The 26,402-nt window shown below is 70.6% G+C and carries 27 protein-coding genes; 14 read left to right on the top strand and 13 right to left on the bottom strand.

Annotated features, from left to right (window positions below):
• Positions 1-10: 10 nt before the first annotated feature.
• Genes ACZ56V_RS08440 through ACZ56V_RS08420 form a run of 5 tightly spaced genes read right to left on the bottom strand, consistent with a single transcriptional unit; the run spans position 11 to position 4,265 of the window.
• Positions 11-979, bottom strand: a complete 969-nt coding sequence (locus tag ACZ56V_RS08440; RefSeq protein ID WP_468940325.1) for a glycine betaine ABC transporter substrate-binding protein — start codon at positions 977-979, stop codon at positions 11-13.
• Positions 976-1,836 (bottom strand): ABC transporter permease, encoded by an 861-nt coding sequence (locus ACZ56V_RS08435; protein ID WP_398910488.1) that lies wholly within the window; start codon positions 1,834-1,836, stop codon positions 976-978. Before ACZ56V_RS08435 ends, ACZ56V_RS08440 begins: the two co-directional genes overlap by 4 nt.
• On the bottom strand, positions 1,833-3,104 hold the full coding sequence (locus tag ACZ56V_RS08430) for a betaine/proline/choline family ABC transporter ATP-binding protein (protein WP_104636339.1): 1,272 nt from the start codon (positions 3,102-3,104) through the stop codon (positions 1,833-1,835). The genes ACZ56V_RS08435 and ACZ56V_RS08430 overlap by 4 nt, the downstream gene beginning before the upstream one ends.
• A complete protein-coding gene (locus tag ACZ56V_RS08425; RefSeq protein ID WP_468940320.1) occupies positions 3,097-3,744 on the bottom strand; it encodes an ABC transporter permease in 648 nt (215 codons plus the stop codon). The genes ACZ56V_RS08430 and ACZ56V_RS08425 overlap by 8 nt, the downstream gene beginning before the upstream one ends.
• Before the next feature lie 29 nt (positions 3,745-3,773).
• The gene (locus tag ACZ56V_RS08420) at positions 3,774-4,265 is read right to left on the bottom strand and encodes an Lrp/AsnC family transcriptional regulator (RefSeq protein ID WP_356361562.1); all 492 of its coding nucleotides are present in this window, start codon (positions 4,263-4,265) and stop codon (positions 3,774-3,776) included.
• A 126-nt stretch (positions 4,266-4,391) separates the two neighbouring features.
• Here ACZ56V_RS08420 and hppD point away from each other — a divergent pair, with 126 nt between their 5' ends.
• On the top strand, positions 4,392-5,537 hold the full coding sequence (hppD, locus tag ACZ56V_RS08415) for a 4-hydroxyphenylpyruvate dioxygenase (RefSeq protein WP_468940316.1): 1,146 nt from the start codon (positions 4,392-4,394) through the stop codon (positions 5,535-5,537).
• Positions 5,538-5,548: 11 nt separating this feature from the next.
• Here the strand turns inward: hppD and ACZ56V_RS08410 are convergent, their stop codons facing one another.
• On the bottom strand, positions 5,549-6,985 hold the full coding sequence (locus ACZ56V_RS08410; RefSeq protein ID WP_468940313.1) for a tetratricopeptide repeat protein: 1,437 nt from the start codon (positions 6,983-6,985) through the stop codon (positions 5,549-5,551).
• A gap of 91 nt (positions 6,986-7,076) precedes the next feature.
• On the opposite strand from ACZ56V_RS08410, the gene ACZ56V_RS08405 reads away from it, so the two are divergent.
• Entirely contained in the window at positions 7,077-8,519 is a 1,443-nt protein-coding gene (locus tag ACZ56V_RS08405; RefSeq protein ID WP_467378388.1) for an FAD-binding oxidoreductase, read from the top strand.
• 13 nt (positions 8,520-8,532) lie between these two features.
• On the opposite strand, the gene ACZ56V_RS08400 is transcribed toward ACZ56V_RS08405, so the two are convergent.
• Positions 8,533-8,961: an SsgA family sporulation/cell division regulator gene (locus ACZ56V_RS08400; RefSeq protein ID WP_398910497.1), complete on the bottom strand. Its 429-nt coding sequence runs from the start codon at positions 8,959-8,961 to the stop codon at positions 8,533-8,535.
• Positions 8,962-9,207: 246 nt separating this feature from the next.
• Between ACZ56V_RS08400 and ACZ56V_RS08395 the strand changes: the two genes are divergently transcribed.
• Positions 9,208-10,647 carry an RDD family protein gene (locus ACZ56V_RS08395; protein WP_468940308.1) on the top strand — a complete coding sequence of 480 codons (1,440 nt, stop codon included), beginning with the start codon at positions 9,208-9,210 and terminating at the stop codon, positions 10,645-10,647.
• Positions 10,648-10,853: 206 nt separating this feature from the next.
• Complete coding sequence (locus ACZ56V_RS08390; RefSeq protein WP_398910501.1) at positions 10,854-11,525, top strand: RDD family protein; 672 nt, start codon at positions 10,854-10,856, stop codon at positions 11,523-11,525.
• 13 nt (positions 11,526-11,538) lie between these two features.
• Here the strand turns inward: ACZ56V_RS08390 and ACZ56V_RS08385 are convergent, their stop codons facing one another.
• Positions 11,539-11,838 carry a hypothetical protein gene (locus ACZ56V_RS08385; protein WP_468940305.1) on the bottom strand — a complete coding sequence of 100 codons (300 nt, stop codon included), beginning with the start codon at positions 11,836-11,838 and terminating at the stop codon, positions 11,539-11,541.
• 428 nt (positions 11,839-12,266) lie between these two features.
• On the opposite strand from ACZ56V_RS08385, the gene ACZ56V_RS08380 reads away from it, so the two are divergent.
• Positions 12,267-14,612, top strand: coding sequence for an immune inhibitor A domain-containing protein (locus ACZ56V_RS08380; RefSeq protein WP_468940302.1), 2,346 nt, complete (start codon positions 12,267-12,269; stop codon positions 14,610-14,612).
• Between the two features lie 146 nt (positions 14,613-14,758).
• Positions 14,759-15,103, top strand: a complete 345-nt coding sequence (locus ACZ56V_RS08375) for a hypothetical protein (RefSeq protein WP_398910507.1) — start codon at positions 14,759-14,761, stop codon at positions 15,101-15,103.
• Between the two features lie 17 nt (positions 15,104-15,120).
• On the opposite strand, the gene ACZ56V_RS08370 is transcribed toward ACZ56V_RS08375, so the two are convergent.
• Complete coding sequence (locus tag ACZ56V_RS08370) at positions 15,121-15,708, bottom strand: nicotinamidase (RefSeq protein WP_356361542.1); 588 nt, start codon at positions 15,706-15,708, stop codon at positions 15,121-15,123.
• Between the two features lie 49 nt (positions 15,709-15,757).
• On the bottom strand, positions 15,758-17,104 hold the full coding sequence (locus ACZ56V_RS08365; RefSeq protein WP_467378379.1) for a nicotinate phosphoribosyltransferase: 1,347 nt from the start codon (positions 17,102-17,104) through the stop codon (positions 15,758-15,760).
• A 109-nt stretch (positions 17,105-17,213) separates the two neighbouring features.
• On the opposite strand from ACZ56V_RS08365, the gene clpS reads away from it, so the two are divergent.
• The 7 genes from clpS to ACZ56V_RS08330 all read left to right on the top strand — a co-directional run bounded on the left by clpS (position 17,214) and on the right by ACZ56V_RS08330 (position 22,059).
• A complete protein-coding gene (gene clpS, locus ACZ56V_RS08360; RefSeq protein WP_003975895.1) occupies positions 17,214-17,531 on the top strand; it encodes an ATP-dependent Clp protease adapter ClpS in 318 nt (105 codons plus the stop codon).
• A gap of 41 nt (positions 17,532-17,572) precedes the next feature.
• Positions 17,573-18,181: a DUF2017 domain-containing protein gene (locus ACZ56V_RS08355; RefSeq protein WP_104635379.1), complete on the top strand. Its 609-nt coding sequence runs from the start codon at positions 17,573-17,575 to the stop codon at positions 18,179-18,181.
• 351 nt (positions 18,182-18,532) lie between these two features.
• The gene (locus ACZ56V_RS08350; RefSeq protein WP_356361537.1) at positions 18,533-19,960 is read left to right on the top strand and encodes an amino acid permease; all 1,428 of its coding nucleotides are present in this window, start codon (positions 18,533-18,535) and stop codon (positions 19,958-19,960) included.
• A gap of 166 nt (positions 19,961-20,126) precedes the next feature.
• The gene (locus ACZ56V_RS08345; RefSeq protein ID WP_030180146.1) at positions 20,127-20,549 is read left to right on the top strand and encodes a M67 family metallopeptidase; all 423 of its coding nucleotides are present in this window, start codon (positions 20,127-20,129) and stop codon (positions 20,547-20,549) included.
• Between the two features lie 79 nt (positions 20,550-20,628).
• Positions 20,629-20,724 carry a putative leader peptide gene (locus ACZ56V_RS08340; protein WP_309546867.1) on the top strand — a complete coding sequence of 32 codons (96 nt, stop codon included), beginning with the start codon at positions 20,629-20,631 and terminating at the stop codon, positions 20,722-20,724.
• 99 nt (positions 20,725-20,823) lie between these two features.
• Positions 20,824-21,102, top strand: a complete 279-nt coding sequence (locus ACZ56V_RS08335; RefSeq protein ID WP_104635381.1) for a MoaD/ThiS family protein — start codon at positions 20,824-20,826, stop codon at positions 21,100-21,102.
• A 6-nt stretch (positions 21,103-21,108) separates the two neighbouring features.
• Positions 21,109-22,059, top strand: a complete 951-nt coding sequence (locus ACZ56V_RS08330) for a PLP-dependent cysteine synthase family protein (protein WP_104635382.1) — start codon at positions 21,109-21,111, stop codon at positions 22,057-22,059.
• A gap of 6 nt (positions 22,060-22,065) precedes the next feature.
• On the opposite strand, the gene ACZ56V_RS08325 is transcribed toward ACZ56V_RS08330, so the two are convergent.
• Entirely contained in the window at positions 22,066-22,530 is a 465-nt protein-coding gene (locus ACZ56V_RS08325; protein ID WP_398910514.1) for a type II toxin-antitoxin system PemK/MazF family toxin, read from the bottom strand.
• Between the two features lie 205 nt (positions 22,531-22,735).
• Between ACZ56V_RS08325 and ACZ56V_RS08320 the strand changes: the two genes are divergently transcribed.
• Positions 22,736-23,488 (top strand): MBL fold metallo-hydrolase, encoded by a 753-nt coding sequence (locus tag ACZ56V_RS08320; RefSeq protein ID WP_398910516.1) that lies wholly within the window; start codon positions 22,736-22,738, stop codon positions 23,486-23,488.
• An 83-nt stretch (positions 23,489-23,571) separates the two neighbouring features.
• On the opposite strand, the gene ACZ56V_RS08315 is transcribed toward ACZ56V_RS08320, so the two are convergent.
• Positions 23,572-24,822 (bottom strand): PTS transporter subunit EIIC, encoded by a 1,251-nt coding sequence (locus ACZ56V_RS08315; protein WP_356361529.1) that lies wholly within the window; start codon positions 24,820-24,822, stop codon positions 23,572-23,574.
• A 227-nt stretch (positions 24,823-25,049) separates the two neighbouring features.
• Positions 25,050-26,345: a PTS transporter subunit EIIC gene (locus tag ACZ56V_RS08310; protein WP_356361527.1), complete on the bottom strand. Its 1,296-nt coding sequence runs from the start codon at positions 26,343-26,345 to the stop codon at positions 25,050-25,052.
• Between the last annotated feature and the right edge of the window lie 57 nt (positions 26,346-26,402).

Below are 26,402 nucleotides of genomic sequence, written 5' to 3'. Positions count from 1 at the left end.
CGGACCGGCCCTACCCCTCCGTCACGAAGCCCTTCTCCTTCATCCAGTCCAGCGCCACCTGGTGCGGGTCCTCACCGTCCACGTCGACCTTCGCGTTCAGGGTCCGCGCCACGTCGTTGGTCAGCGCCTCGGTGACCGGGTCCAGGACGGAGGCGATCGCCGGCCACTTCTTCAGGGTCGCCGTGCGGACCATCGGTGCCGCGTTGTAGTTCGGGAAGAACTTCTTGTCGTCCTCCATCACCACCAGGTTCATGGACTTGATCCGCCCGTCGGTGGTGTACACCTCGCCGTACGTACAGGCGCCCTTCGCGGTCTGGGTGTAGATGATGCCGGTGTCCATCTGCGTGATGTTCCCGGCGGGCAGCGACATGCCGTACGCCTTCTCCAGGCCCGGCAGGCCGTCCGCGCGGTTGGCGAACTCGCCCTCCACGCACAGCGTCACCGCGCCCGGGTCGGACTTCGACAGGGCGGTGACCTCCGAGAGGGTCTTGGTCTTGTACTTCTTGTAGTTGGCCTGGTTCATCGCCAGCGCGTACGTGTTGTTCAGGCGGGCCGGCTCCAGCCACGTCAGGCCCTTCTTCGCGTCGGCCTCCTTCACCGCCTTCCACTGCTGCTTTGGATCGGGGATCGGCTTGCTGTTGCCCAGGTAGGTGATCCACGCGGTGCCCGTGTACTCGTACGTGGCGTCGGCGTCGCCGTTCTCCACCGCCGCGCGGGTGCCGACCGAGCCCTGGATGCCGGTGCGGTCGAGCACCTCCGCGCCGGCCGCCTCGAAGGCGATGCCCATGATCGCGCCGAGCACCAGCTGCTCGGTGAACTCCTTCGAGGTGACCGTCAGATCGGCGCCCTCCAGGGGCCGCCCCTTCCCGATCGAGCCCGGCTCCACGTCGTCGACCATCGGGGAGCCGCTGGTCAGACCGCACCCGGCGGAGGCGAAAAGGAGTGCGGCGGCCAGCGTCCAGCAGGTACGCCGTCTCATGTGCTCACCTCCAGCCCCCGCGGCCGCAGCAGCAGTTCGGCCAGCGAGGCCAGCCAGTCCACCAGCAGGGCCAGGGCGACGGTGAGGACCGAGCCAAGGACCAGCACCGGCATCCGCTGGCTGGTGATGCCGGTGGTGATCAGCACGCCCAGGCCACCGCCGCCGCCGAAGGTCGCCAGCGTCGCCGTACCGACGTTCAGGACCAGCGCCGTGCGCACACCGGCCAGGATGAGCGGGACGGCCAGCGGGAGTTCCACCCGGGTGAGCACGCCCAGCGGGGACATCCCGATGCCGCGGGCCGCTTCCAGGAGCGTCGGGTCGTTCGCCTTCAGACCGGCGATGGTGTTGGAGAGCACGGGCAGGACGGCGTAGATGATGATGCCGATCAGCGCGGCCCTGCGGCCGATGCCCAGCCAGATCACCAGCAGCGCCAGCAGACCGATCGCCGGGGTCGCCTGGCCCATGTTGGCGAACGCCATCGCGAACGGGGTGGCCTTCCGGAACGCCCCGCGGGTGAGCAGGATGCCCAGCGGGATCGCGATGATCAGCACGAAGAAGGTGGAGATCACCGTCAGCTGGACGTGCTGCCACAGCGCCTTGGTGACCTGGCCGTTGCCGAGCGCGTTCCGGCTGAGCGCGTCCAGGTCGGCCTGCCGGAACCACAGCCAGGTCGCCAGCAGTACGGCGATCAGGACGACGGGCAGGAAGGTCAGCTTGCGCCAGCCGACCCGGGGACCCGCCGCCACCGGGGACGGCGGGGGAGCCTCGCTCTCCTCCTCGTCGCGGAAGGCGAGCCCCTTGACCTCGTGCTCGCCCGCGGGACGGCGGCCGGGGGAGGGGCGCGAGGAGCCGCTCACGCGCGGCCCCCGACCCCGCCGAAGCCCTCCTGCTCGGTGTGTGTCTGCGTGGCCCGGGTCTCCTCCAGGTCGTGCTGGTGCTCCAGTGCGTCCAGCCGGTCGGCCTCCAGCAGCTCGTGCACGGAGTTCATCAGCGTCTCCATGTCGACGACGCCCTCGTACGCGCCGTGCCGCCCGGTGACCGCGACCCGCCCCGCGTTGTCGGTGAGCACCGCCTCCAGCGCGTCCCGCAGCGTCGCGTCCCGGGTCACCGTGTCGTGGACCAGTGTCCCGGCCCGCGCCAGCGAGCCCCTGGCCCGCATCAGGTCGCCGCGCCGCAGCCACTTGTAGGGGCGCCCGCGCCGGTCCAGGAGCAGGATCTCGTTGGTGCCCGACTCCCGCAGCCGGTCGAAGATGTGCTGGAGCGGGTCCTCCACGGTCACCGTCGGGTAGTCCGTGATGCCCACGTCCCGCACCCGGGTCAGGTTCAGCCGCTTGAGGGCGGCGCCCGCGCCGACGAAGCCGGAGACGAAGTCGTCCGCCGGGTTGGTGAGGATCGCCTCCGGGGTGTCGAACTGCGCGATGTGGGAGCGTTCGCGCAGCACCGCGATCCGGTCGCCCAGCTTGATCGCCTCGTCGAAGTCGTGGGTGACGAAGACGATCGTCTTGTGCAGTTCGTGCTGGAGGCGGATCAGCTCGTCCTGGAGGTGGTCCCGGGTGATCGGGTCGACCGCGCCGAACGGCTCGTCCATCAGCAGCACCGGCGGATCGGCCGCCAGCGCCCGCGCCACGCCCACCCGCTGCTGCTGGCCGCCGGAGAGCTGGCGCGGATAGCGGCCGTGGAACTCCCCGGCGTCCAGTCCGACCAGGTCCAGCATCTCCTCCACCCGGGAGCGGATGCGGGACTTGGACCAGCCGATCATCCTCGGCACGAGGGCGATGTTCTGGGCGACGGTCATGTGCGGGAAGAGACCGGAGGACTGGATCGCGTAGCCGACCTTGCGGCGCAGCTTCACCGGGTCGATGTCGGTGACGTCCTCGCCGTTGATGCGGATGCGTCCGCCGCTGGGCTCGATCAGCCGGTTGATCATCTTCAGGGTGGTGGACTTCCCGCAGCCCGAGGGGCCGACGAAGATGACCGTCTCCCCGGCCTTGATCTCCATCGACACGTTCTCGACGGCGGGCTGCGGATTGCCCGGGTAGAGCTTGGTGAGGGACTCCAGCTCGATGGTCGCGCCGGTGGTGCCGTCGTGGCCGTTCCCGGCCACGGACTCCGCTGTCTCAGACACGGATCCCCCTCGGAATGGTCAGCCGTCCCAGCAGCACGTACGCCGCGTCGAACAGCAGGGCCAGGACGATGATCCCGAGCGTGCCCGCGAGGACCTGGTTGAGCGCGTTCTTGCTGCCCAGCGAGGCGATCCCGCGGAAGATCTCGTTGCCGAGGCCCGGCCCGGAGGCGTAGGCGGCGATCGCCGCGATGCCCATCAGCATCTGCGTGGAGACCCGGATGCCGGTCAGGATCGGCGGCCAGGCCAGCGGCAGTTCCACCCGCAGCAGCCGCGCCGGACGCGACATCCCGATGCCCGTGGCGGCGTCCACCAGCGCCGGGTCGACCCCGCGCAGGCCCACGATCGAGTTCCGCACGATCGGCAGCAGCCCGTACAGGGTCAGCGCGGTGACCGTCGGCGGCACGCCGAGGCCGACGATCGGAATGAGCAGACCGATCATGGCCAGCGACGGGATGGTGAGGATGGTCGACGTGGACAGGGTCGCCAGGTTCCCCGCCCAGTCGCTGCGGTAGGTGAGGACGCCGATCATCACCCCGAGCAGGGTCGCCACGACCATGCACTGGAAGACCGCGCTGGCGTGCTGATAGGCGTCGGCGAGCAGTTGCTGGTGGCGGCTGCCCAGGAAGTCCCAGAAGTTCACGTCCGCTCACCTCCGGGATCGGGCCCGCCTCAGTCCTGTCCGCCGCCGTCCCCGGCCGCCTGCTCCACCAGCGGGATGATCCGCAGCGGAACGGGGTTCTCCATCACGATCGCCGTGGCGGCCCGGACGATGCCATCAAAACCGACAACCCGGTCGATCACCCGCTGGAGATCGGCGTTCGAGCGGGCCACGAGGCGGCACAGCATGTCCCCGGTTCCGGTCGTGGTGTGCAGCTCCAGGACCTCCGGCACATGCGTCAAGTGCGCCCGTACGTCGGCTCCTTGGCCCTGTCTGATCTCCAGCGTGGCGAACGCGGTGACCGGGTAGCCGAGGGCCGCCGGGTCCACCTCCGGACCGAATCCGCGGATGACTCCGTTCGACTGAAGCCGGTCGAGCCGCGCCTGCGCGGTGCCGCGCGCCACCCCGAGCCGCCGGGACATCTCCAGCACCCCGATCCGCGGCTCCCGGGCCAGCAGGGAGATGATCCGCCCGTCCAGCCGGTCGATCCCCGTACCCGCCATACCCCTCACCCTCCCGGCTGGTCATCCTGTACAGATCGCCCGGCACTCCCGGCGTATCACTGGTCAGGTTGCCCAGTGAAAACGCAAACTATTGCGCACCTTGCGGACACGGGAGAACCTGCGGCTATGACGCAGACCACACACCACACTCCCGACACCGCCCGGCAGGCCGACCCCTTCCCGGTCAAGGGAATGGACGCGGTCGTCTTCGCCGTGGGCAACGCCAAGCAGGCCGCGCACTACTACTCCACCGCCTTCGGCATGAAGCTGGTCGCCTACTCCGGACCGGAGAACGGCAGCCGGGAGACCGCGAGCTACGTCCTGGAGAGCGGCTCCGCCCGCTTCGTGTTCACCTCGGTGATCAAGCCCGCGACCGACTGGGGCCGCTTCCTCGCCCAGCACGTGGCCGAGCACGGCGACGGCGTCGTCGACCTCGCCATCGAGGTCCCGGACGCCCGCGCCGCCCACGCCTACGCCGTCGAGCACGGCGCCCGCTCGGTCGCCGAGCCGCACGAGGTCAAGGACGAGCACGGCACCGTCGTCCTCGCCGCCATCGCCACCTACGGCGAGACCCGGCACACCCTCGTCGAGCGCACCGGCTACGACGGGCCGTACCTGCCCGGCTACGTCCCCGCCAAGCCGATGGTCGCCCCGCCTAAGCAGCGCGTGTTCCAGGCCGTGGACCACTGCGTCGGCAACGTCGAACTCGGCCGCATGAACGAGTGGGTCGGCTTCTACAACAAGGTCATGGGCTTCACGAACATGAAGGAGTTCGTGGGCGACGACATCGCCACCGAGTACAGCGCGCTGATGTCGAAGGTCGTGGCCGACGGCACCCTCAAGGTCAAGTTCCCGATCAACGAGCCCGCCGTCGCCAAGAAGAAGTCCCAGATCGACGAGTACCTGGAGTTCTACGGCGGCGCCGGCGTCCAGCACATCGCGCTGAACACCAACGACATCGTGGCGACCGTCCGCGCGATGAAGGCGGCCGGCGTCGAGTTCCTGGACACCCCCGACTCGTACTACGACACCCTCGGCGAGTGGGCCGGCGAGACCCGGGTGCCCGTCGACGTCCTGCGCGAGCTGAAGATCCTCGTCGACCGCGACGAGGACGGCTACCTGCTGCAGATCTTCACCAAGCCGGTCCAGGACCGTCCGACCGTCTTCTTCGAGATGATCGAACGCCACGGCTCGATGGGCTTCGGCAAGGGCAACTTCAAGGCCCTGTTCGAGGCGATCGAGCGCGAGCAGGAGAAGCGCGGCAACCTCTGATCCGCACGGGGTCAGTCGGGCGGGCCCTCCAGCGAGGGCTCGCCCAGCTCCGCCAGCGCCCGCTCCGCCTCCGGAGCCCACAGCGGCGAGAAGTACGGGTTGACCGTCAGCGCCTCCCGCAGATGCCGCCGCGCGGACGCGGACCGCCCCAGCTCCCGCTCGATCACGCCCCGGTGGAAGACGTACAGCGCGCTGCGCACCCCGCCGCCCTTGTCGCCGTCGGTCGCGATCGTCGCGAACTCCAGCGCCTCCTCGTCCGCGCCGGTGCGGTGCAGCGCCCAGCCCAGCGCGTCGGCGACCGCGGTCCCCGGCTGCCGTCCCCACTCGGCGCGCAGCCGCTCCACCGCCGCCGCCGGATCGCCGTGGTCGGCGTCGAGCCGCCCGAGTACCAGCTGCTCGTCGGCCCCGGCCGCCTCCGCGTCCCGCGCCCGCTCCCGCAGCAGGTCGTACTCCACCCGCGCCGCCTGCCCGAGGCCCAGCGACTCGTACAGCTCGCCCAGCTCCAGCGCGTACTCGGGGTTCGGCTGCTTGGCCAGCGCCGCCTGGTACGCGGACAGCGCCTCCGTCGTCCGGCCCAGCGCCGCCAGCGCCCGGCCCTGCCCGGCCTGCGCGGCCCGCTGGTCGGGGTCCGTGCGCAGCGCCTCCTGGAAGAACCGCAGCGCCTCCGCACGGTCCCCGCGCTCGAAGGCCAGCCGCCCGGCCTGCTCCAGGTACGCCGCCCGCTCCGCCGGTGCCTCGGCGGCGGCCGCCGCGTCCGAGATCCGGGCCGCCGCGTCCTCCCGCCAGCCCCGGTCCCGGTAGACGGACGCGGCCAGCGCGCCCACTGCCGGAGCGCCCGGACGCAGCTCCATCACCTTGTCCAGGGCCCGGCCCACGCCCTTGTCGTCGCCGAGCCCGGTGTACGCGCCGATCAGCACCGCGTGCGCCGTCCACCGCTTCGGCGCCGCCCGCACCGCGCTCTCGCCCCACTTCTTCGCCGCCGGGAAGTCCCGGCGCGCGACCGCCAGCGCGGCGAGCCCCTCCAGGGCCTGCGGGTTGCGTTCGGGCCCCGTCTTCAGCGAGGTGCGCAGCGCCTTCTCGGCCTTCGGCCAGTTCGCGCCGTCCGCCGTACGGCGGCCCTGCTCGACGTACGCCGCGCCGAGCACCGCCCACGACGCGCCGTCCAGCGGATGCGCCCGCACGTGGGTCTCCCGGTCGCCGATCAGCGCCGCCAGGTCCGGCAGCGCGGCCGGCACCCCCGTGGTGACCGCACCGCGCGCCAGCGCCGCGGGCCCCGGCGCGGGCGGGGGAGCGTCGCCGCCCTCCCGGGGGAGCAGCACCAGGACCCCGCCGAGCACGGCGGCACCGGCGACGGAGGCGATCAGTACCCGGCGCCCGCGGCGCGACCGCCGGCCGGGTCCCGGTGCCTCGCCCTGTTCCCGCCGGGTGAGCCTCTCCATGACCTCCATGGGGCTCACTGTGCGCCCGTACGACGATCACACCGGGCAGGCGACGGGTGCCGCCCGCGGGGTTCACACCGATGGCCGTGGATGCGAGCCTGTGATCATGAGCCGTATCGAAGCGCCTCGCGACGAAGACGACGCAGCCGCGACGGTCCACCGCACCCCCGGCGACCGGAGCATCCTCGTCGACCGCCTGCTCGCCGGTCTTCCCGCCGGGTCCGTCCTCACCGACCCCGACGTCACGGCCTCCTACGCCCACGACATGGCGAGCTTCTGCCGGGCCGGCGCCCCCGCCGCGGTCGTCCTGCCGCGCACCGTCGAGGACGTCCAGCACGTCATGCGCACCGCCACCGAGCTGCGCGTCCCGGTGGTCCCGCAGGGCGCCCGCACCGGCCTGTCCGGCGCGGCCAACGCCACCGACGGCTGCGTGGTCCTCTCCCTGACGAAGATGGACCGCATCCTGGAGATCAACCCGGTCGACCGCGTCGCCGTCGTCGAACCGGGCGTCGTCAACGCCACGCTCTCCCGCGCGGTGAACGAACACGGCCTCTCCTACCCGCCGGACCCCTCCAGCTGGGAGATGTGCACCATCGGCGGCAACATCGGCACCGCCTCCGGCGGCCTGTGCTGCGTCAAGTACGGGGTGACCGCCGAGTACGTCCTCGGGCTCGACGTCGTCCTCGCCGACGGCCGCCTGATGTCCACCGGCCGCCGCACCGCCAAGGGCGTCGCCGGGTACGACCTGACCCGGCTCTTCGTCGGCTCCGAGGGCTCCCTCGGCATCGTCGTGAAGGCGGTCCTCGGGCTGCGTCCCCGGCCGCCCGAGCAGCTGGTGCTGGCCGCCGAGTTCGCCTCCGCGTCCGCCGCCTGCGACGCGATCTGCCGGATCATGGAGGGCGGGCACGTGCCGTCCCTCCTCGAACTGATGGACCGTACGACCGTCAAGGCGGTCAACGACCTCGCCCACATGGGTCTGCCGGAGAGCACCGAGGCGCTCCTGCTCGCCGCCTTCGACACCACCGACCCGGCCGCCGACCTCGCCGCCGTCGGCGCGCTGTGCGAGGCCGCCGGCGCCACGCAGGTGGTCCCGGCCGAGGACGCGGCCGAGTCCGAACTCCTCCTCCAGGCCAGGCGCCTGGCCCTCACCGCCCTCGAAGCCGTCAAGGGCACCACGATGATCGACGACGTGTGCGTGCCCCGCTCCCGGCTCGGCGACATGCTGGAGGGCATCGAGCGCGTCGCCGCCAGGTACGGCCTCACCATCGGGGTCTGCGCCCACGCGGGCGACGGCAACACCCACCCCACCGTCTGCTTCGACGCCTCGGACCCCGACGAGTCCCGGCGGGCCCGCGAGTCCTTCGACGAGATCATGGCGCTCGGCCTGGAACTCGGCGGCACCATCACCGGCGAGCACGGCGTGGGCGTCCTGAAGAAGGAGTGGCTGGCCCGGGAGATCGGCCCGGTGGGCCTGGAGATGCAGCGGGCCGTCAAACAGGTCTTCGACCCGCTGGGCATCCTCAACCCGGGCAAGCTCTTCTGATCCCTGCTGTCCCTCACCGGGCGAGCAGCTCGGCCAGCCCGTCGTCGATCCCCAGCTGCGCGCCCTCGGTCCCCGGCGGCACCGCCCGCAGGGTCCGCTCCAGCCAGGCCGACACCTGGGGCGTGGGCGCCTCCAGGAGGGCGTCGCCGTCCGGGCTGCTCAGCGCGATCAGCACGACGCTGCGCCCCTCCGCCTTCGACGGCCACACCCGCACGTCCCCGTGACCGGAGGGCCGGAAGACGCCCTCCACCAGGAGATCGCGGGCGAACGTCCAGTGCACCGGGTGCCCGGAGTCGATGTGGAAGGTGATGTGGACGGCGTAGGGATCGTCGGTGTGGTAGCCGAGCCTGGCCGGCACCGGGATGCCGCGCTCGGGCGACAGGACGAGCCTCAGCTCCAGCTCGCGTTCCACGACGGTGGGGCCGGTGGGGTTGGGGTGCATGGCGGGTTCCTCTCCCGGGTCTCGTGCGGTCCTTGCCCGGGGAGAGCGGCCGGAGGCCGGAGCATTACGCGGGTCCGGGGAACTTTTTTCCGCACCCGGAACCAGGGCGCGGCCCGGATGTGAAGGTCCCGGCACGAGGTTGCCCGGAAAGGGGCGGGTACGGCGGGACCGGCGGTGCGGATTGCGCCCGTCTGATAGATGTTGAGGCCCCCTTATCAACCCCCGAGCAGATACGGGACGACGGACATGAGCGCCCCAACCCCGGCCCCCGGTGACGACAGGCCCCGCGAAGGGTATTACCCGGACCCGTCCATTCCCGGATACGTCCGGTACTGGAACGGCGCCTCCTGGGTGGCGGGCACCAGCCGCCCCGCCCCCAAGGACGGCGAGCCGCTCGCGCCTCCGCCCGGCGCGCGGCCCTCCGTCGAGGAGACCGGGCCGCACTTCTTCGACGAGGACCCGGTCGAGGACCCGCCGCCGGCCGCCGCGTCCCAGCACGGCAGCCGTCCGGAGTCCGCCACCGCGTGGGGCGCCGACCGCTCCGGCCCGTCCGGCGGCCCCGCCGACGCCCCGGAACAGCCCGTCGCCTGGCCGGGCACGGCGCAGGCCGCGGACCCGAGGGTCCCGCACGCCCGGCAGGAGGCACCGCCCGCCCAGGGCGCCGCCGGCTCCGGCGGGCAGGGCGCCGCCGCGGCTGCCGCCTCCGCCTCACCGGAGGCGGCAGCGGGGGCGGAGGAGGGGGAGGCCGGCAACACCTTCGTCTTCCGCCGTCCGGCGGCGGGCCGGCAGAGCGCCCCCGCCGCCGCACAGGACGAGGGCACCATGACCTTCCGCGCGGTCGCCCCGCGCCCGGGCCCGCAGCCGGGCGGACCCGCTCCTGGTTCAGGTCCCGGTCCCGTTCCCACTCCCGGCCCCAACTCCGGCTCCGGACCCGGGTTCGGAGCCGGCAAGGCGGCCGCCGCCCGGGCCGCCGCCGCTCAGTCTCCTGTGGCGCCCGCCGCCTCCGGCGTGCCTCACCAGGCACCCCCGCAGCCGCAGCCCGCCGCCTCCGCGCCGGTCGCGGCGGGCGGTCCCGGCGGCGGCCAGACCTCCTGGGCGCAGCAGGTGCACCGGCTGGCCGGGGCGGGCGGCGACGAGCAGCCCGTCACACCGTGGAAGCCGCCGGTCGAGGACGTGTTCCAGGCCGCCGCCCGGCGCCAGGCGGCGGCCCGGCCCGCCGGGCTCGGCAAGCGGCTGGCCGCCCGGCTGATCGACACGGTCGTCCTCGCGGGCGTCACCGCCGTGGCCGCCGTGCCGCTCGGCGTCAAGGCGATCGACCACGTCAACGACAAGATCGACGAGGCCAAGCTGTCCGGCGAGACCGTCACGGTCTGGTTGCTGGACGGCACGACGTCCACGTACCTGGGCATCGTGCTCGCCGTCCTGCTGCTCTTCGGCGTCGTCTACGAGGCGCTGCCCACCGCCAAGTGGGGCCGCACCCTGGGCAAGAGGCTGCTCGGTCTGGAGGTGCGGGACATCGAGGCCCACGAGCCGCCGTCCTTCGGCGCGGCCCTGCGCCGCTGGCTGGTCTACAGCGTCCCCGGACTCCTGGTCGTCGGCGTGGTCGGCGTCGCGTGGTGCCTGTTCGACCGCCCGTGGCACCAGTGCTGGCACGACAAGGCCGCCAACACGTTCGTCGCGGGCTAGCTGGACGGGGGGTCGGGAGAACGCGGGTCTCGTCTCCGGGTGCGTGGGGGCTGGTCGCGCAGTTCCCCGCGCCCCTTGAGGTACGTGCACTGGACGCGCCCCACAAGGGGCGCGGGGAACTGCGCGAGCAACCACGACGTACCCGCACTACTCCGGACGGCCGCTCGCCGGATGCGCCGTAACAGACCCCGAGGTCCACTCGGGACATGAGCAGCGAACCGCCCCCCGGGCAGCAGCCGCCGGAAGACGACCCGCTGAGGAAGAACCCCTACGACAACCCGCCCCCGCCCCCCGGCGGCGGAGGTCCTTACGGGGCCCCACCCCCCGGTGGCGGCGGCCCTTACGGCGGCCCCCCTCCCCCCGGTGGCGGCGGCCCCTACGGCGGTGACCCGTACGGCGGTGGCGGCTACCCCGGCGATCCGCTGGCCGGCATGCCCCCGCTCGCCGACAGCGGGCGGCGCACGCTCGCCCGGATCGTCGACATGATCCTCGTGGGCATCGTGGTCTGGCTGCTCAGCTGGGCCTTCAACGTCCAGGAGTACACGGTCGACGGCGACGACGTCTCCGTCGGCAAGTCCTTCGGGCAGTCCGTGATCGCCGCCGTGCTCTACATCGCGTACGACACCTACATGACGACGAGGACGGGTCAGACCCTCGGCAAGAAGTGGCTCGGGTTGCGGGTGGCCAACCTGGACAACGGGGCGACGCCCTCCGTACAGACGTCGCTGATCCGGGCCCTGGTGCTGTGGATCCCGTTCGCCTTCTGCTGTGCCTGCGTGTGGACGATCATCGCGGGCGGCTGGAGCTTCTTCGACAAGCCCTACAAGCAGGGCCTGCACGACAAGGCGGCCAAGACGGTCGTGGTCAGCGCCCGTTGACGGTCGCGGACGCTCAGGCGGCCCGCCCGCGCGTGGCCTCGCCCGCACCGGCCGAGACCCGGGCACCCGCGGGCACCTGCACCCGTTCCCGGTCCGCGGTGAACCGGTGGGTCGGCACGGCGGTCACCGCGCGCGTCCTGGGCAGGGGGACCGTCATGGCGACCAGCAGCCCGAGGGCGAGGGCCGCGACGGCGATGAGGGCGACTCCGGGACCCGAACTCGTCTGCGACAGCAGCAGCATGGCGAGCGTCGAGAAGATCACGGTGCACGAACCGTAGGCGAACTGGGCGGCAGTCGGACGGGGCATGGCCATCGTGTCCTCGGAAGACAATCATGGGGTGAGACGGGCTGTCGGCCTGGCTTTCCGCCGGCTTCCGGGCGTTCCGCCAAGCGACTCTAACCCGCTGTGTGCCCGAGTGGAACCAGCAGTAAGCACGACCTAACCGGCACGGCCGATGCACGGGGGGCGCACGGATTCATGACGTCCGGGAAGTGGACGGTCCCGCGCGCCCGTCGGGCCCGGGCCACCCCGCGGGACCGGCCGAAGGTCACGATCCGGTGTCCGCAAAGCGAACGGCCACTCCGCATAGTGCACTTGTTCTGCTCAAGTCAAGGTCTGTCTTTTCCGCCGAACCTCTAGTCAAATGTCGTCACTTGACTACACGCGTTGATCACGTGTGCGCGGGCTTTGCTCTGTCCTTGTCCCCCATCCGCGCGCGTGGACGCGGGGGAGGAACTCAAGTGACCAGCAGATCCTGGACGTTCAGAACCGCGGCGACCACCGTCGCACTCGCCGCCGCGACCGCCACGCTCTCGGCGGCCGGTGTGGCGCAGGCGGACTCGCCGTCCCGGCCGGAGGCCGTGAACCGCCACGACCCCGGCCCGGACAAGACCACGCGCTCCCACGACCTCAAGGGTCCCCTGAGCGACACTCAGGCCGCCCAGCGTGAGGAAGCCCTGAACCAGGTCATATCCGGCAACGCCTCGGTGAAGAAGAAGGACGGCTCCAACGTCGTCCAGCTGAAGAGCAAGAAGGGCGACGCCAAGTACGTCGAGCTGGGCCGGGAGAAGACCGACAAGATCTTCACCATCCTGGTCGAGTTCGGCGACAAGGTCGACAGCCGCTACGGCGGCACCCCCGGCCCGCTGCACAACGAGATAGCCAAGCCGAACCGCAAGACGGACAACTCCACGGCCTGGCAGGAGGACTACGACCAGGAGCACTTCCAGGACCTGTACTTCGGTTCCGGCAAGGGCGTCGACTCGGTCAAGACCTACTACGAGAAGCAGTCCTCCGGCCGCTACTCGGTCGACGGCGAGGTCTCCGACTGGGTCAAGGTCCCCTACAACGAGGCCCGCTACGGCTCCAACAAGTGCGACCCCGACAACTGCGCCTGGTACGCGGTGCAGGACGGCGTCACCGCCTGGGTCGCCGACCAGAAGGCGGCCGGCCGCACCGACGCCCAGATCAAGTCCCAGCTGACCCAGTACGACCAGTGGGACCGCTACGACTTCGACGGCGACGGCGACTTCAACGAGCCCGACGGCTACATCGACCACTTCCAGATCGTGCACGCCGGCGAGGACGAGTCCGCGGGCGGCGGCGCGCAGGGCGAGGACGCCATCTGGGCCCACCGCTGGTACGCCTTCGGCACCGACGCCGGCGCCACCGGCCCCGCCGACAACAAGCTCGGCGGCACCCAGATCGGCGACACCGGCATCTGGGTCGGCGACTACACCATCCAGCCGGAGAACGGCGGACTCGGCGTCTACGCGCACGAGTACGGCCACGACCTCGGCCTGCCGGACCACTACGACACCGCCGGTGGCGACAACTCCACCGGCTTCTGGACGCTGATGTCGTCCGGCTCGTGGCTGGGCACCGGCCGCAACGAGATCGGCGACCTGCCCGGCGACATGAACGCCTGGGACAAGCTCCAGCTGGGCTGGCTGAACTACGACACCGCCAAGGCGGGCGTCAACTCCTGGCACAAGCTGGGTGTGGCCGAGTACAACACCAAGCACAAGCAGGGCCTGGTCGTCGAGCTGCCGAAGGAGGAGGTCACCACCGAGATCGTGACCCCCGCCGAGGGCAAGACCCAGTGGTGGAGCGGCAGCGGCAACGACCTCAAGAACACCCTGAGCCGCAGCGTCGACCTCACCGGCAAGTCGTCCGCCTCCCTCACCCTGGACGGCTGGTACGACATCGAGGCCGACTACGACTTCCTCTACACCGAGGTCTCCACCGACGGCGGCGCCAACTGGACCGCGATCGACGGCACCTTCGACGGCCGGCCGATCCAGCGCGACGGCAGCGACAAGCCCGCCCTGAGCGGCACCGTCGACGCCTACGGCAAGCTGGTCTACCCGCTGGACGCCTACGCGGGCAAGAAGATCGACCTGCGCTTCCGCTACCAGACCGACGGCGGCCTGGCGATGAAGGGCTTCACCGCCGACCAGATCGCGGTGACGGCCGACGGCGCGACGCTGTTCTCCGACAACGCGGAGACCGAGGACGCCGCGTGGACGGCGAACGGCTTCACCCGCAAGGGCGCCTCCTTCACCAAGGAGTACGCGCAGTACTACATCGCCGAGAACCGGCAGTACGTGTCGTACGACAAGACGCTGAAGACCGGCCCGTACAACTTCGGCTTCTCGGAGCGTCCGAACTGGGTCGAGCACTACGCGTACCAGAACGGCCTGCTGATCTGGAAGTGGGACACCTCCCAGGCGGACAACAACACCAGCCAGCACCCGGGCACCGGCCTGGTCCTGCCGATCGACTCGCACCCGACCGCGCTGAAGTGGAAGGACGGCACGCTGATGCGCAACCGCTTCCAGGCGTACGACTCGCCGTTCAGCCTCTACCGCACGGACGGCATGACGCTGCACAAGGCGGACGTCGCGAAGTACGTCCCGGGCTCGAAGGGCGTCTCGGTCTTCAACGACCGCAAGAACGACTACTACGACCCGGCGAACCCGACCGGCGGTGTCAAGATCACTGACACCAACACGAAGATCAAGATCCTGAAGGAGGCCAAGAACGGCTCGACGATCGAGCTGGAGGTTGGCCCCGCGGGCAGGTAAATAGCATCTGCCCAGGTCAGAGCATGATCGGCGGTGACCCCCTGGCGGGTCGCCGCCGATCCGTGTTTAGGTGCGTCCTGTGGTTCTCTTATTGACACCGGGCCCGGCGCCCGGACCGACCCAGGCTGACTCGGGGGTATGACCGCATGGCCGCAGGAGGCTTCTGCAAGCTGCCGAACGGCATGGTGGTGGTGGCACTGAACCTGCCCAGCCCCAGCCCGGCGGGCGGCGCCAGCGTGCGCTTTCTCGTCCACGCCCAGAACCGGGCGCGCGCCCTGACCAGGCTGCGCAACCTGGGGCTGCGCAGCGTCTACCTGCGGGGCAACGCGGCTCCGCCGACCCCGGACGAGGTCACCGCGGTCCTGCACCACCCGGACGGCCTGATATGGCGCACGGCACCGGTGGCGGACGCCGTGGGCGGCCCGGACCTGGTCCAGGAGCTGTGGCACCCGATCCGGGCCCTGCTCAGACGCCCGACCGCCCAGACGTAGGCCGGCCCCCGAGGGCGCTACTGCACGACCGGCTTCCCAGACAGCTCCACGCCCGCCTCCCGCAGCTCCTCCAGCGCCCGCTCGGTGGTCTCCGGGGCCACTCCGGCGGTCAGGTCGAGCAGCACCTGCGTACGGAAGCCCTCGCGGGCGGCGTCCAGGGCGGTGGCCCGCACGCAGTGGTCGGTGGCGATGCCCACGACGTCGACCTCGTCGATCCCGCGGGAGCGCAGCCACTCGGCGAGGCCGGTGCCGTTCTCGTCGGCGCCCTCGAAGCCGCTGTAGGCGGCCGCGTACGCCCCCTTGTCGAAGACGGCGTCTATCGCGCCGGAGGCGACGGCGGGGGCGAAGTTCGGGTGGAAGCCGACCCCCTCGGTGCCGGCGACGCAGTGCGCCGGCCAGGAGTGGACGTAGTCCGGGTTGTCGGCGAAGTGGCCGCCCGGGGCGACGTGGTGGTCGCGGGTGGCCACCACGTGGCGGTAGCCGGCGGGCGCCTGCCCGATCAGCTCGGTGATGGCGGCGGCCACGTCGGCACCGCCGGACACGGCGAGGCTGCCCCCCTCGCAGAAGTCGTTCTGCACGTCTACGACGATCAAGGCGCGGCGCATGGTCGGTGTCCTTCGACTGGGTCGGATGTGCGGTTGGGGGGCACCAGCTTTAGCTACCCGAGCCCCCGTGTGCGTACTCCGTCGGAATGACGGGTTCCCCTCGGGAGAGCTGGGTGGCGGACAGCGGGAGGTTGGCGCGGGCGGCGGCGTGCCGGTCCCGGGCGGCGTCCAGCGGCTCGCGGGCGACGACCTCGCCGCCCTTGACCAGCTCGACCAGGAGCTGCCGGTCGGCCAGCGCGTCGGGCACCGGCCCGGTGCCGACCACCTCGGCCTCGGCGTGCCCGTACGCGTCCAGGCGCCGCGCGGCCCACTTGCGGCCGCCGATGGAGGTCTTGCCGCCGCTGGACCTCTTGGCCACCGGCACCAGCGGCGCGCCCTCCTCGCCGGACTCGGCGCGGGCGACCAGCTTGTAGACCATCGAGGCCGTCGGGTGCCCGGAGCCGGTCACCAGCTGGGTACCGACGCCGTAGGCGTCCACGGGCGCCGCCGCCAGCGAGGCGATGGCGTACTCGTCCAGGTCCGAGGTCACCACGATCTTCGTCCCGGTGGCGCCCAGCTCGTCGAGCTGCTGGCGCACCCGGTGGGCGACCAGCAGCAGGTCGCCGGAGTCGATGCGCACCGCGCCCAGCTCGGGCCCGGCGACCTCCACGGCCGTACGGACGGCCTCGGCGACGTCGTAGGTGTCCACGAGCAGCGTGGTGTCCCGGCCCAGGGCGTCCACCTGGGCGCGGAAGGCGTCGCGCTCGTGGTCGTGGAGCAGGGTGAAGGCGTGGGCGGAGGTGCCGACGGTGGGGATGTTGTAGCGGAAGCCGGCGGCGAGGTCGGAGGTGGTCGCGAAGCCGCCGACGTAGGCCGAGCGGGCGGCGGCGACGGCGGCCAGCTCGTGGGTGCGGCGGGCGCCCATCTCGATCAGCGGCCGGTCACCGGCGGCGGAGGACATGCGGGAGGCGGCGGCCGCGATCGCCGAGTCGTGGTTGAGGATGGACAGGATCACCGTCTCCAGCAGCACGCACTCGCCGAAGGTGCCCTCGACCCGCATGATCGGCGAGCCCGGGAAGTACACCTCGCCCTCGGGGTAGCCCCAGATGTCCCCGCTGAACCGGTACTGCGCCAGCCAGTCCAGGGTCTCCTCGTCGACGATGTCCTTCTCGCGCAGGAAGCGCAGGACGCCCGCGTCGAAGCGGAAGTTCTCCACGGCGTCCAGCACCCGCCCGGTGCCCGCCACGACGCCGTAGCGGCGCCCGTCGGGCAGGCGCCGGGTGAAGACCTCGAACACGCTCCGCCGCCCGGCCGTACCGGCCTTCAGCGCGGCTCGGAGCATGGTCAGCTCGTACTGGTCCGTGAAGAGCGCCGTCGAGGGGACGTCCACCGGCAGCCCAAGGTCCGCTGTGTTCATACGACGGATCGTACCCCCATTTCGTCAGTCTGACGATTTCGATGTCCGACCGGTTCGCGTGGCGCCCGCCACAGGCCCGTTTGTGCGGGTGCCCCCCTGTGGTGGCAGCATGGGCTGTGTGACGGCAGCCGCACCCATGGAGATCGAGAAGACCGAGTCGGCGGAGGAGGTCTTCGCCGTACCCGAGCCCGACGTGCCCTGGGTGACGATCGTCCACAACGATCCCGTCAACCTCATGAGCTACGTGACGTACGTCTTCCAGTCGTACTTCGGCTACTCCAAGGACAAGGCCACCAAGCTCATGATGGACGTCCATCACAAGGGCCGGGCGGTCGTGTCCAGCGGCAGCCGGGAGGAGATGGAGCGGGACGTACAGGCCATGCACGGCTACGGTCTGTGGGCCACCCTCCAGCAGGACCGGAAATGACCCACGCCCGCCCGCAGGACGGAAGCAGCTGAATCGCCTTCATGCCCGGACAATTCGAACCGCTCCCCGGCGGCGGCGCGGCCGTCGCGCTCGACGACGTCGAGATCTCCATCATCCGCTCCCTGGCCGTGCAGCTCCTTGAGCTGATCGGCCCCGGACCCGCCGAGGACGCCTCCGACGACCCGCTCGCCGAGCTGTTCGCCGAGGGCCCGAGCGAGCCGCCCTCCGACCCGGTGCTGCGCCGCCTGTTCCCGGACGCCTACGGCGACCCCGAGGGCGCCCCGCAGGCGCGGGAGGCCGAGGAGCAGCGGGCGCACTCCGCGGAGTTCCGCCGCTACACCGAGAACGACCTGCGGGCCGGCAAGCGGGACAACGCGCTGGCGGTGGTCCGCACCCTGGACGCCCTCTCCTCGGCGTCGGCGGGCGAGGAGGGCGCGGTGCTGAAGCTGTCGCCCGAGGAGTCCCAGCAGTGGCTGCGCGCCCTGAACGACCTGCGCCTGGCGATCGGCTCCCGACTGGAGATCGCCGACGAGGACGACACCGACCTGCTCTACCGGCTGCCCGACGAGGACCCGCGCAAGCCGATGGTGATGGCGTACCTGTGGCTCGGCGGGCTCCAGGAGTCGCTCGTTGCGACCCTTATGTCCTGAGCGGCGCGGTTTCGTCACTCTCCGTGTCCGCTCAGCGGAGCCTCAAATCCGGATAACGATCCCGTCAAAGCCGCGCCGTTTTTGCCCCGCAGGCGCGGCTTCTGTCCGCTTCTCCCTGTGTGACACGTCACAGTCGGCCCCTGTGATCAGCGCCGCCGTCGTGGTAAATCTTCACGACCGCCCGGCGAACACCACCCGAATGTTCGGCCGGGTGCGCCACCGAGCCGGCAGACCGCCGGCCAGGCACCGAGCGGGATGTGAGGCCCGCTCAGCTCCATCATCCGGGGGGATCGAGACCCGATCCGAGGCCGAGTCAAGGTCCGGGTCGGCATGGAGAAAGGCGCACCACACATGACCTCTGCGCAGGTCGACACGGACAAGGCCCCCGAAGAGGGCTACGAGCGCGGTCTCAACAGCCGCCAGGTCCAGATGATCGCGATCGGCGGCGCCATCGGCGTCGGCCTCTTCCTGGGCGCCGGGGCCAACATCGCCAAGGCCGGCCCCAGCATCATCCTCATGTACGCCCTCGCGGGTGTGATCATCTTCTTCATCATGCGGGCGCTCGGCGAGCTGCTCCTCTACCGACCCGTCTCCGGCTCCTTCGCCGAGTACTCGCGCGAGTTCCTCGGCCCCTTCTTCGGTTACTTCACCGGCTGGACGTACTGGCTGATGTGGGTGGTCACCGGCATGGCGGAACTCACCGCCGCCGCCATCTACATCCACTACTGGTTCCCGGACATCCCGCAATGGGTCTCGGCCCTGGTCTTCCTGGTACTGCTGTTCGTGGCCAACCTGATCTCGGTGAAGCTGTTCGGCGAGATCGAGTTCTGGTTCTCGATGGTCAAGGTCACCGCCATCATCGGCATGATCGTGATCGGCGTCGGCGTGCTCACCTTCGGCTTCAGCCAGGCCGGCGACACCGCCGCCGTCTCCAACCTGTGGGAGTTCGACGGCTTCTTCCCCAAGGGCATCGGCTCCTCCCTGATGACCCTCCAGGGCGTCATGTTCGCCTACCTCGCCGTCGAGCTGGTCGGCGTCACCGCGGGTGAGTCCGAGAACCCGGAGAAGACCCTCCCCAAGGCGATCAACACCCTGCCCTGGCGCATCGCCCTCTTCTACGTCGGCGCCCTCACCGTCATCCTGGCGGTGGTCAAGTGGACCGAGTTCGCCGAGGGCGTCAGCCCCTTCGTGGAGGCCTTCGCGGTCATCGGCATCCCGGCCGGCGCGGGCATCGTCAACTTCGTCGTGCTCACCGCCGCCCTGTCGTCCTGCAACTCCGGCATGTACTCCACGGGCCGCATGCTGCGCACCCTCGCGGACAACGGCGAGGCCCCCAGGGTCTTCAACAAGCTGTCCTCGACGAAGACCCCGGCCATCGGCATCGCCGTCTCGGTGGTCTTCATGGCCATCGGCGTGGTCCTGAACTACCTCGTCCCGGAGAAGGCGTTCGGCTACGTCACCTCCGTCGCCACCGCCGCCGGCATCTGGACCTGGCTGATGATCCTGGTCAGCCACGTGCGGTACCGCCGCAAGGTCGTCGCGGGCCGCCTGCCCGCCTCCTCCTTCCCGGCGCCGGGCGGCTCGGTGTGCTCCTACATCGCCATCGCCTTCCTGCTCTTCGTCACCTGCCTGATCGCCTACGACGCCGACGCCCGTGTCTGCCTGTACGTGATGGCCGGCTGGGCCGTCGCCCTCGGCATCGGCTGGGCGGTGCTCAAGAGCCGCAACCCGCAGATCACCGAACGGCCCGGCGAGCCGGAGCTCGAGAAGATCGGCTGACGGACCCACCGAACGCCGCCGACCAGCGCGTTCGCGCGCACCGCGGAAGTCCGGCCGCACGGGGCGCTCGTGGCACCCGGCGCGTCCACCGCTCAGGATGTCCGGCATGCGGGCCCCTGCGTACCACCCATCGGTACGCGGGGGCCCGTCTGCTTATCCTGGCCGCATGCTGACCATCACCCAGGCCCTGTACGACCAGATCGTCGCCCACGCGCGCGAGGACCACCCCGACGAGGCGTGCGGCGTGGTGGCCGGTCCCGTCGGCGAGGGCCGCCCCGAGCGGTTCATCCCCATGCTCAACGCGGCCCGCTCGCCCACCTTCTACGAGTTCGACTCGCAGGACCTCCTCAAGCTCTACCGCGAGATGGACGACCGCGACGAGGAGCCGGTGGTCATCTACCACTCCCACACCGCCACCGAGGCCCACCCCTCCCGCACCGACATCTCCTACGCCAACGAGCCCGGCGCCCACTACGTCCTCGTCTCCACCGCGGACACCGACGGTGCCGGCGAGTTCCAGTTCCGCTCGTTCCGCATCGTGGAGGGCGAGGTCACGGAAGAGGAGGTCAAGGTCGTCGAGGCGTACTGATCTCGCGCAGTGGACGGAAATGGTCCATCAGGTGAGATCACACTCCGGATGCCGGACCGGGAATCGATACGATGAGCCCATGGTTCTTCTCGACGTGAGCGAAAAGGCGCCGGGCACGCTGCTCGTGGCGCGGCTGCACGTCGACCTGTGCAGGCTGAAAAGCGCCATCTGTTGATCTTCGTTGCCGCCGTACGGCCGTGAGCCGCGGCGTGCTGACGTGTGCCGCCGCGCGCCCTACGAACCCACGACAAACTTCCGACAGGAGCACTCAGCCATGGCCATCGAGGTCCGCATCCCGACCATCCTCCGCCAGTACACCGACGGCCAGAAGGCGGTGGAGGGCACCGGGGACACCCTCGCCCAGCTCTTCGCCGACCTCGAGACCCGGCACACGGGCATCCAGGCCCGCATCGTCGAGGGTGAGCAGCTCCGCCGCTTCGTCAACGTCTACCTGAACGACGAGGACGTCCGCTTCCTCGACGGCATCAACACCAAGCTCGGCGACGGCGACAGCATCACGATCCTGCCGGCCGTGGCCGGCGGCATGGCCTGATCGCCGATGCGCTACGACTCCCCGCTGGCCGCGGTGGGCAACACCCCCCTGGTGCGCCTGCCGCGGCTGTCGCCGTCCGACGACGTCCGCATCTGGGCCAAGCTGGAGGACCGCAACCCGACCGGCTCGATCAAGGACCGCCCGGCGCTCCACATGATCGAGCAGGCGGAGAAGGACGGCCGTCTCACCAAGGGCTGCACGATCCTGGAGCCGACCAGCGGCAACACCGGCATCTCGCTGGCCATGGCCGCCAAGCTCAAGGGCTACCGCATCGTCTGCGTGATGCCCGAGAACACCTCCCAGGAGCGCCGGGACCTGCTCGCCATGTGGGGCGCGGAGATCATCTCCTCCCCGGCCGCGGGCGGTTCCAACACCGCGGTCCGGGTCGCCAAGGAACTCTCCGCCGAGCACCCGGACTGGGTGATGCTCTATCAGTACGGCAACCCGGACAACGCCGGCGCCCACTACGCCGGCACCGGTCCGGAGATCCTTGCCGACCTGCCCTCGGTCACGCACTTCGTCGCGGGCCTCGGCACCACCGGCACCCTGATGGGCGTCGGCCGCTACCTGCGCGAGCACAAGCCCGAGGTGAAGATCGTCGCCGCCGAACCGCGCTACGACGACCTCGTGTACGGCCTGCGCAACCTCGACGAGGGCTTCGTGCCCGAGCTGTACGACGCCTCCGTCCTCACCACCCGCTTCTCGGTGGGCTCCGCCGACGCGGTCACCCGCACCCGTGAGCTGCTCCAGCAGGAGGGCATCTTCGCGGGCGTCTCCACCGGCGCCGCCCTGCACGCCGCGATCGGTGTCGGCAACAAGGCGGTCAAGGCGGGGGAGAGCGCGGACATCGTGTTCGTCGTCGCCGACGGCGGCTGGAAGTACCTCTCCACCGGCGTCTACACCGCGGCCACCACCGAAGAGGCCATCGAAACCCTCCACGGCCAGCTCTGGGCCTGAGGAGCCCTACTCGGCGAGGTGACGGACCCGGTCCCACAGGGCCGGGTCCACCACCCGCACCCGGCGCCGGAAGTCACCCACCGGCACCTCGCGCAGCTCGTCGGTCTCCAGGTAGCTCGTCCGGCCCCGCGCGTCGCCGACCGAACCCGGCGGCAACGTGATCACCCCGGCCCGTCCGTCCCGGTGACGCGTGGTGATCTTCGCGACCAGCGCCCGCCGCCCGCGCACCGAGATCACCAGACACGGCCGGTCCTTCGCGCCGTCGGAGTCCTCGTACGGCACGTTCGCCCACCAGATCTCCGCGGGGCGCGGCCGGACCGCCCGTCCTCCCGGCCCTCCGGGATGCCCCGGCGGCCGCCGGACGCCGCCCGGCCGGGGCGGCCGTCGTCCCCGGCCCCAGCCGTCGACGACCGTGGCGACGAGTGCGAGCAGCACCACCGCCGCGAAGACGAGCCACCAGGACGTGTCCATACCGACCGACAGTACCGGCGTGCGCCGCGACCGCGCGCCCCCTCCAGGGTCCCGCGCGCCCCGCTTCCAGCCGAACCGGTGATCCCGCAGGTGAGTTCGCCCACAACGGCCCCTGGCGGAGGAGCGACCGCAGGTTTTGCGCCTTACGCTCGACGGACCGCACGACCCCCGTCTCTCCACACGCGCCAGCGGAGGTTTCTGCTTCATGAAGCTCACCGTCGTCGGCTGCTCGGGGTCGTTCCCGTCCGCGGAATCGGCCTGCTCGAGCTACCTCGTCGAGGCCGACGGCTTCCGGCTGCTCCTCGACATGGGCAACGGTGCCCTCGGCGAGTTGCAGCGCCACTGCGGTCTCTACGACCTCGACGCGATCTTCCTCAGCCATCTGCACGCCGACCACTGCATCGACATGTGCGCCTACTTCGTGGCGCGCTACTACCGGCACGACGGCGGCCGCTGCGCCCCGCTCCCGGTCTACGGACCCGAGGGCACCGAGCACCGGCTGACCACCGCCTACGCCGACACCCCCTCGGCCTCCTCCATGAGCGAGGTCTTCGACTTCCACACGGTCAAGCCCTCCACCTTCGAGGTCGGCCCGTTCACCGTGCACACCGAGCGCGTCGCCCATCCCGTGGAGGCCTACGCCATCCGCGTCGAGCACGGCGGCCGCTCACTGACGTACTCCGGCGACACGGGCGCCACCCCGGTGCTGGACGAACTCGCCCGCGACACCGACCTGTTCCTGTGCGAGGCCGCCTTCACGCACGGCAAGGAGAACATCCCCGACCTGCATCTCAACGGACGCGAGGCGGGCGAGAGCGCGGCCCGGGCCGGCGCCCGGCGCCTGGTGCTCACCCACATCCCCCCGTGGACCGACCCCGCGGTCAACCTGGCCGACGCGCGCGAGGTGTACGACGGGACGGTGGAGGTCGCCGCCGCGGGCGCGGTGTACGAGATCTGACCCCGCGACACCCGGTACGCACGGCGGAAAGGCCCCGGAACCTTCGCGGTTCCGGGGCCTTCGTCACGCCGTACGGCCGGGGCTCACGCCTTGGTGAGGTCCTCGACCTCCTCCTCGGGCTCGCGGCCCGGGGTCTTCAGGTCGAACTTGACGATCGCGAAGCGGAAGACCACGTAGTAGACGACCGCGAAGACCAGACCGATCGGAATGATCATCCATGGCTTGGTGGCCAGGCTCCAGTTCAGGGCGTAGTCGATGAAGCCGGCCGAGAAGTTGAAGCCGTCATGGACGCCCAGCCCCCAGGTGATCGCCATCGAGGCCGCGGTGAGTACCGCGTGGATGACGTACAGGAGCGGCGCGATGAACATGAACGAGAACTCGATGGGTTCGGTCACACCGGTGACGAACGAGGTCAGCGCGAGGGAGACCATCATGCCGAGGACGGCCTTGCGACGCTCGGGGCGGGCGGTGTGCGCCATGGCCAGGGCGGCGGCCGGCAGACCGAACATCATGATCGGGAAGAAGCCGGACTGGTACATGCCCGCGGACGGGTCGCCGTGCAGGAAGCGCGGGATGTCGCCCTGCCAGACCTGACCGGCCGCGTCCGTGAAGTCGCCGAGCTGGAACCAGGCCACCGTGTTCACGAACTGGTGCATGCCGACCGGGATCAGCGCGCGGTTCACGCCGCCGAACAGGGCCGCGCCGCCGGAGCCGAGGCCGGTCATCCACTCGCCGAAGTTCGAGATGCCGTCGCCGATGGGCTCCCAGACCAGACCGAAGACGACACCCACGATGATGCCGACGAAGGCCATGATGATCGGCACCAGCCGGCGCCCGTTGAAGAAGCCCAGCCAGTCCACCAGCCTGGTGCGGTGGAACCGCTGCCACAGCACGGCGGCGAGCAGACCCATGATGATGCCGCCGAGCACACCCGGGTCGTTGTAGGTCGCGGCGACGTCCTCGCCGTTCTTGACCACCGCCTCCGTGACGGGGAAGGCTTCGAGCACCTTGCTGTAGACGAGGAAGCCGACCACCGCTGCCAGCGCGGTCGAGCCATCGGCCTTCTTGGCGAAGCCGATGGCCACGCCTATGCAGAACAGGATCGGCAACGAGCCGGTGAGGGCACCGCCCGCGTTGTTGAAGACGGCGGCGACCTTGTCCCAGCCGAGACCGTCCTTGCCGAAGATGTCGTCCTGGCCGAGCCGGACCATGATGCCCGCCGCCGGAAGAACGGCGATCGGGAGCTGGAGGCTGCGTCCTACCTTCTGCAGCCCCTGGAAAAGACCGGATCCCCGCTTCTTTGCGGGGGCCGCCGTGTCGGTGGCGGTGCTCATGCTTCCTCCATCGGGTGGTGGTCTACACCACTCAGTGGTGTAGACCTGTTGTAGCACGATGAAGGCGGCGTAAGGAACCCGTGATTCCGCGACCGGACCGCTACGCGCAGTGCCCGGTCAAGTCCCCTGCTCACACGCGTGCGAGGGCGCGGCGAAGGCCCCCGGACCGTTGGTCCGGGGGCCTTCGCGAGACCACCCTCAAAGGGTACGTGAGGACGCGAACCGGTCTACACCTTGGTGACGTCCTCCACCTCTTCCTCGGGCTCCCTTCCCGGAGTCTTCAGATCGAACTTCGTGATCGCGAACCGGAAGACCACGTAGTACACCACCGCGAAACCCAGCCCGATCGGAATGATCAGCCACGGCTTGGTCGCCAGGTTCCAGTTGATGACGTAGTCGATCAGCCCCGCCGAGAAGCTGAACCCGTCCTTCACCCCCAGCGCCCACGTCACCGCCATCGACACACCCGTCAGCACCGCGTGCGCCGCGTACAGCAGGGGAGCGATGAACAGGAACGAGTACTCCAGCGGCTCCGTGATCCCCGTCACGAACGACGTCAGTCCCACCGACAGCATCAGCCCGCCGACCTCCTTGCGCCGGTGCGGCTTCGCGCAGTGCGTGATCGCCAGTGCCGCCGCCGGCAGCGCGAACATCATGATCGGGAAGAAGCCTGTCGTGAACTGACCCGCGTCCGGGTCGCCCGCCAGGAACATGTTGATGTCGCCGTGCACCACCGTGCCGTCCGGCTTCGTGTACGAACCGAACTGGAACCACATCGGCACGTTCAGGAACTGGTGCAGACCGATCACCAGCAACGCCCGGTTCGCCAGACCGAACACACCCGCGCCCCACGCGCCGATCCCGGTCATCCAGTCGCTGAAGCTCTCCAGCGCGTCACCGATCGGCGGCCACACCCACAGACACAGTGCCGCGAACACGATCGCCACGAACGCCATGATGATCGGCACCAGCCGGCGCCCGTTGAAGAAGCCCAGCCAGTCCACCAGCTTCGTCCGGTGGAAACGCCGCCAGAAGTACGCCGTCAGCAACCCCATGACGATGCCGCCGAACACCCCGGGATTCTGGAAGACGAACGCGGTCACCTCGCCCGAACCGTCGGTCACCTGGCAGCCGATCTGCGGGACCACCTTCGACCCCTCGGGACAGTCCTCCGGAAACTGCCGCAGCACGTTGTAGTAGACGAGGAACCCCGCCACCGCGGCCAGCGCCGTCGAACCGTCGGCCTTCTTCGCCATCCCGATGGCCACGCCCACACAGAACAGCAGCGGCAGCCCCAGCGACCCGTCGAGCAGCGCACCGCCTGCGCCCGTCATCACCTTCGAGACGTTCGTCCAGCCGAGACCGTCGTCCCCGAACACGTCCGGCTGCCCCAGCCGGTTGAGAATGCCGGCGGCGGGCAGGACCGCGATGGGCAACTGAAGACTGCGACCCATCTTCTGCAACCCCTGGAACGCCGTGTTCCAGCGGGCGCGGGCGGGACTGACCGCACTCTCGGCACTCATCCGGTCTCCATCCGGTCGCCGGTACACTGGTGTAGACCAGTTGACGGACGGCACCGC

This window comes from Streptomyces sp. NPDC034099, from assembly GCF_055575415.1.
Note: the sequence above shows the minus strand (reverse complement) of the source record. Positions and strands in the feature narration are given on the sequence as shown.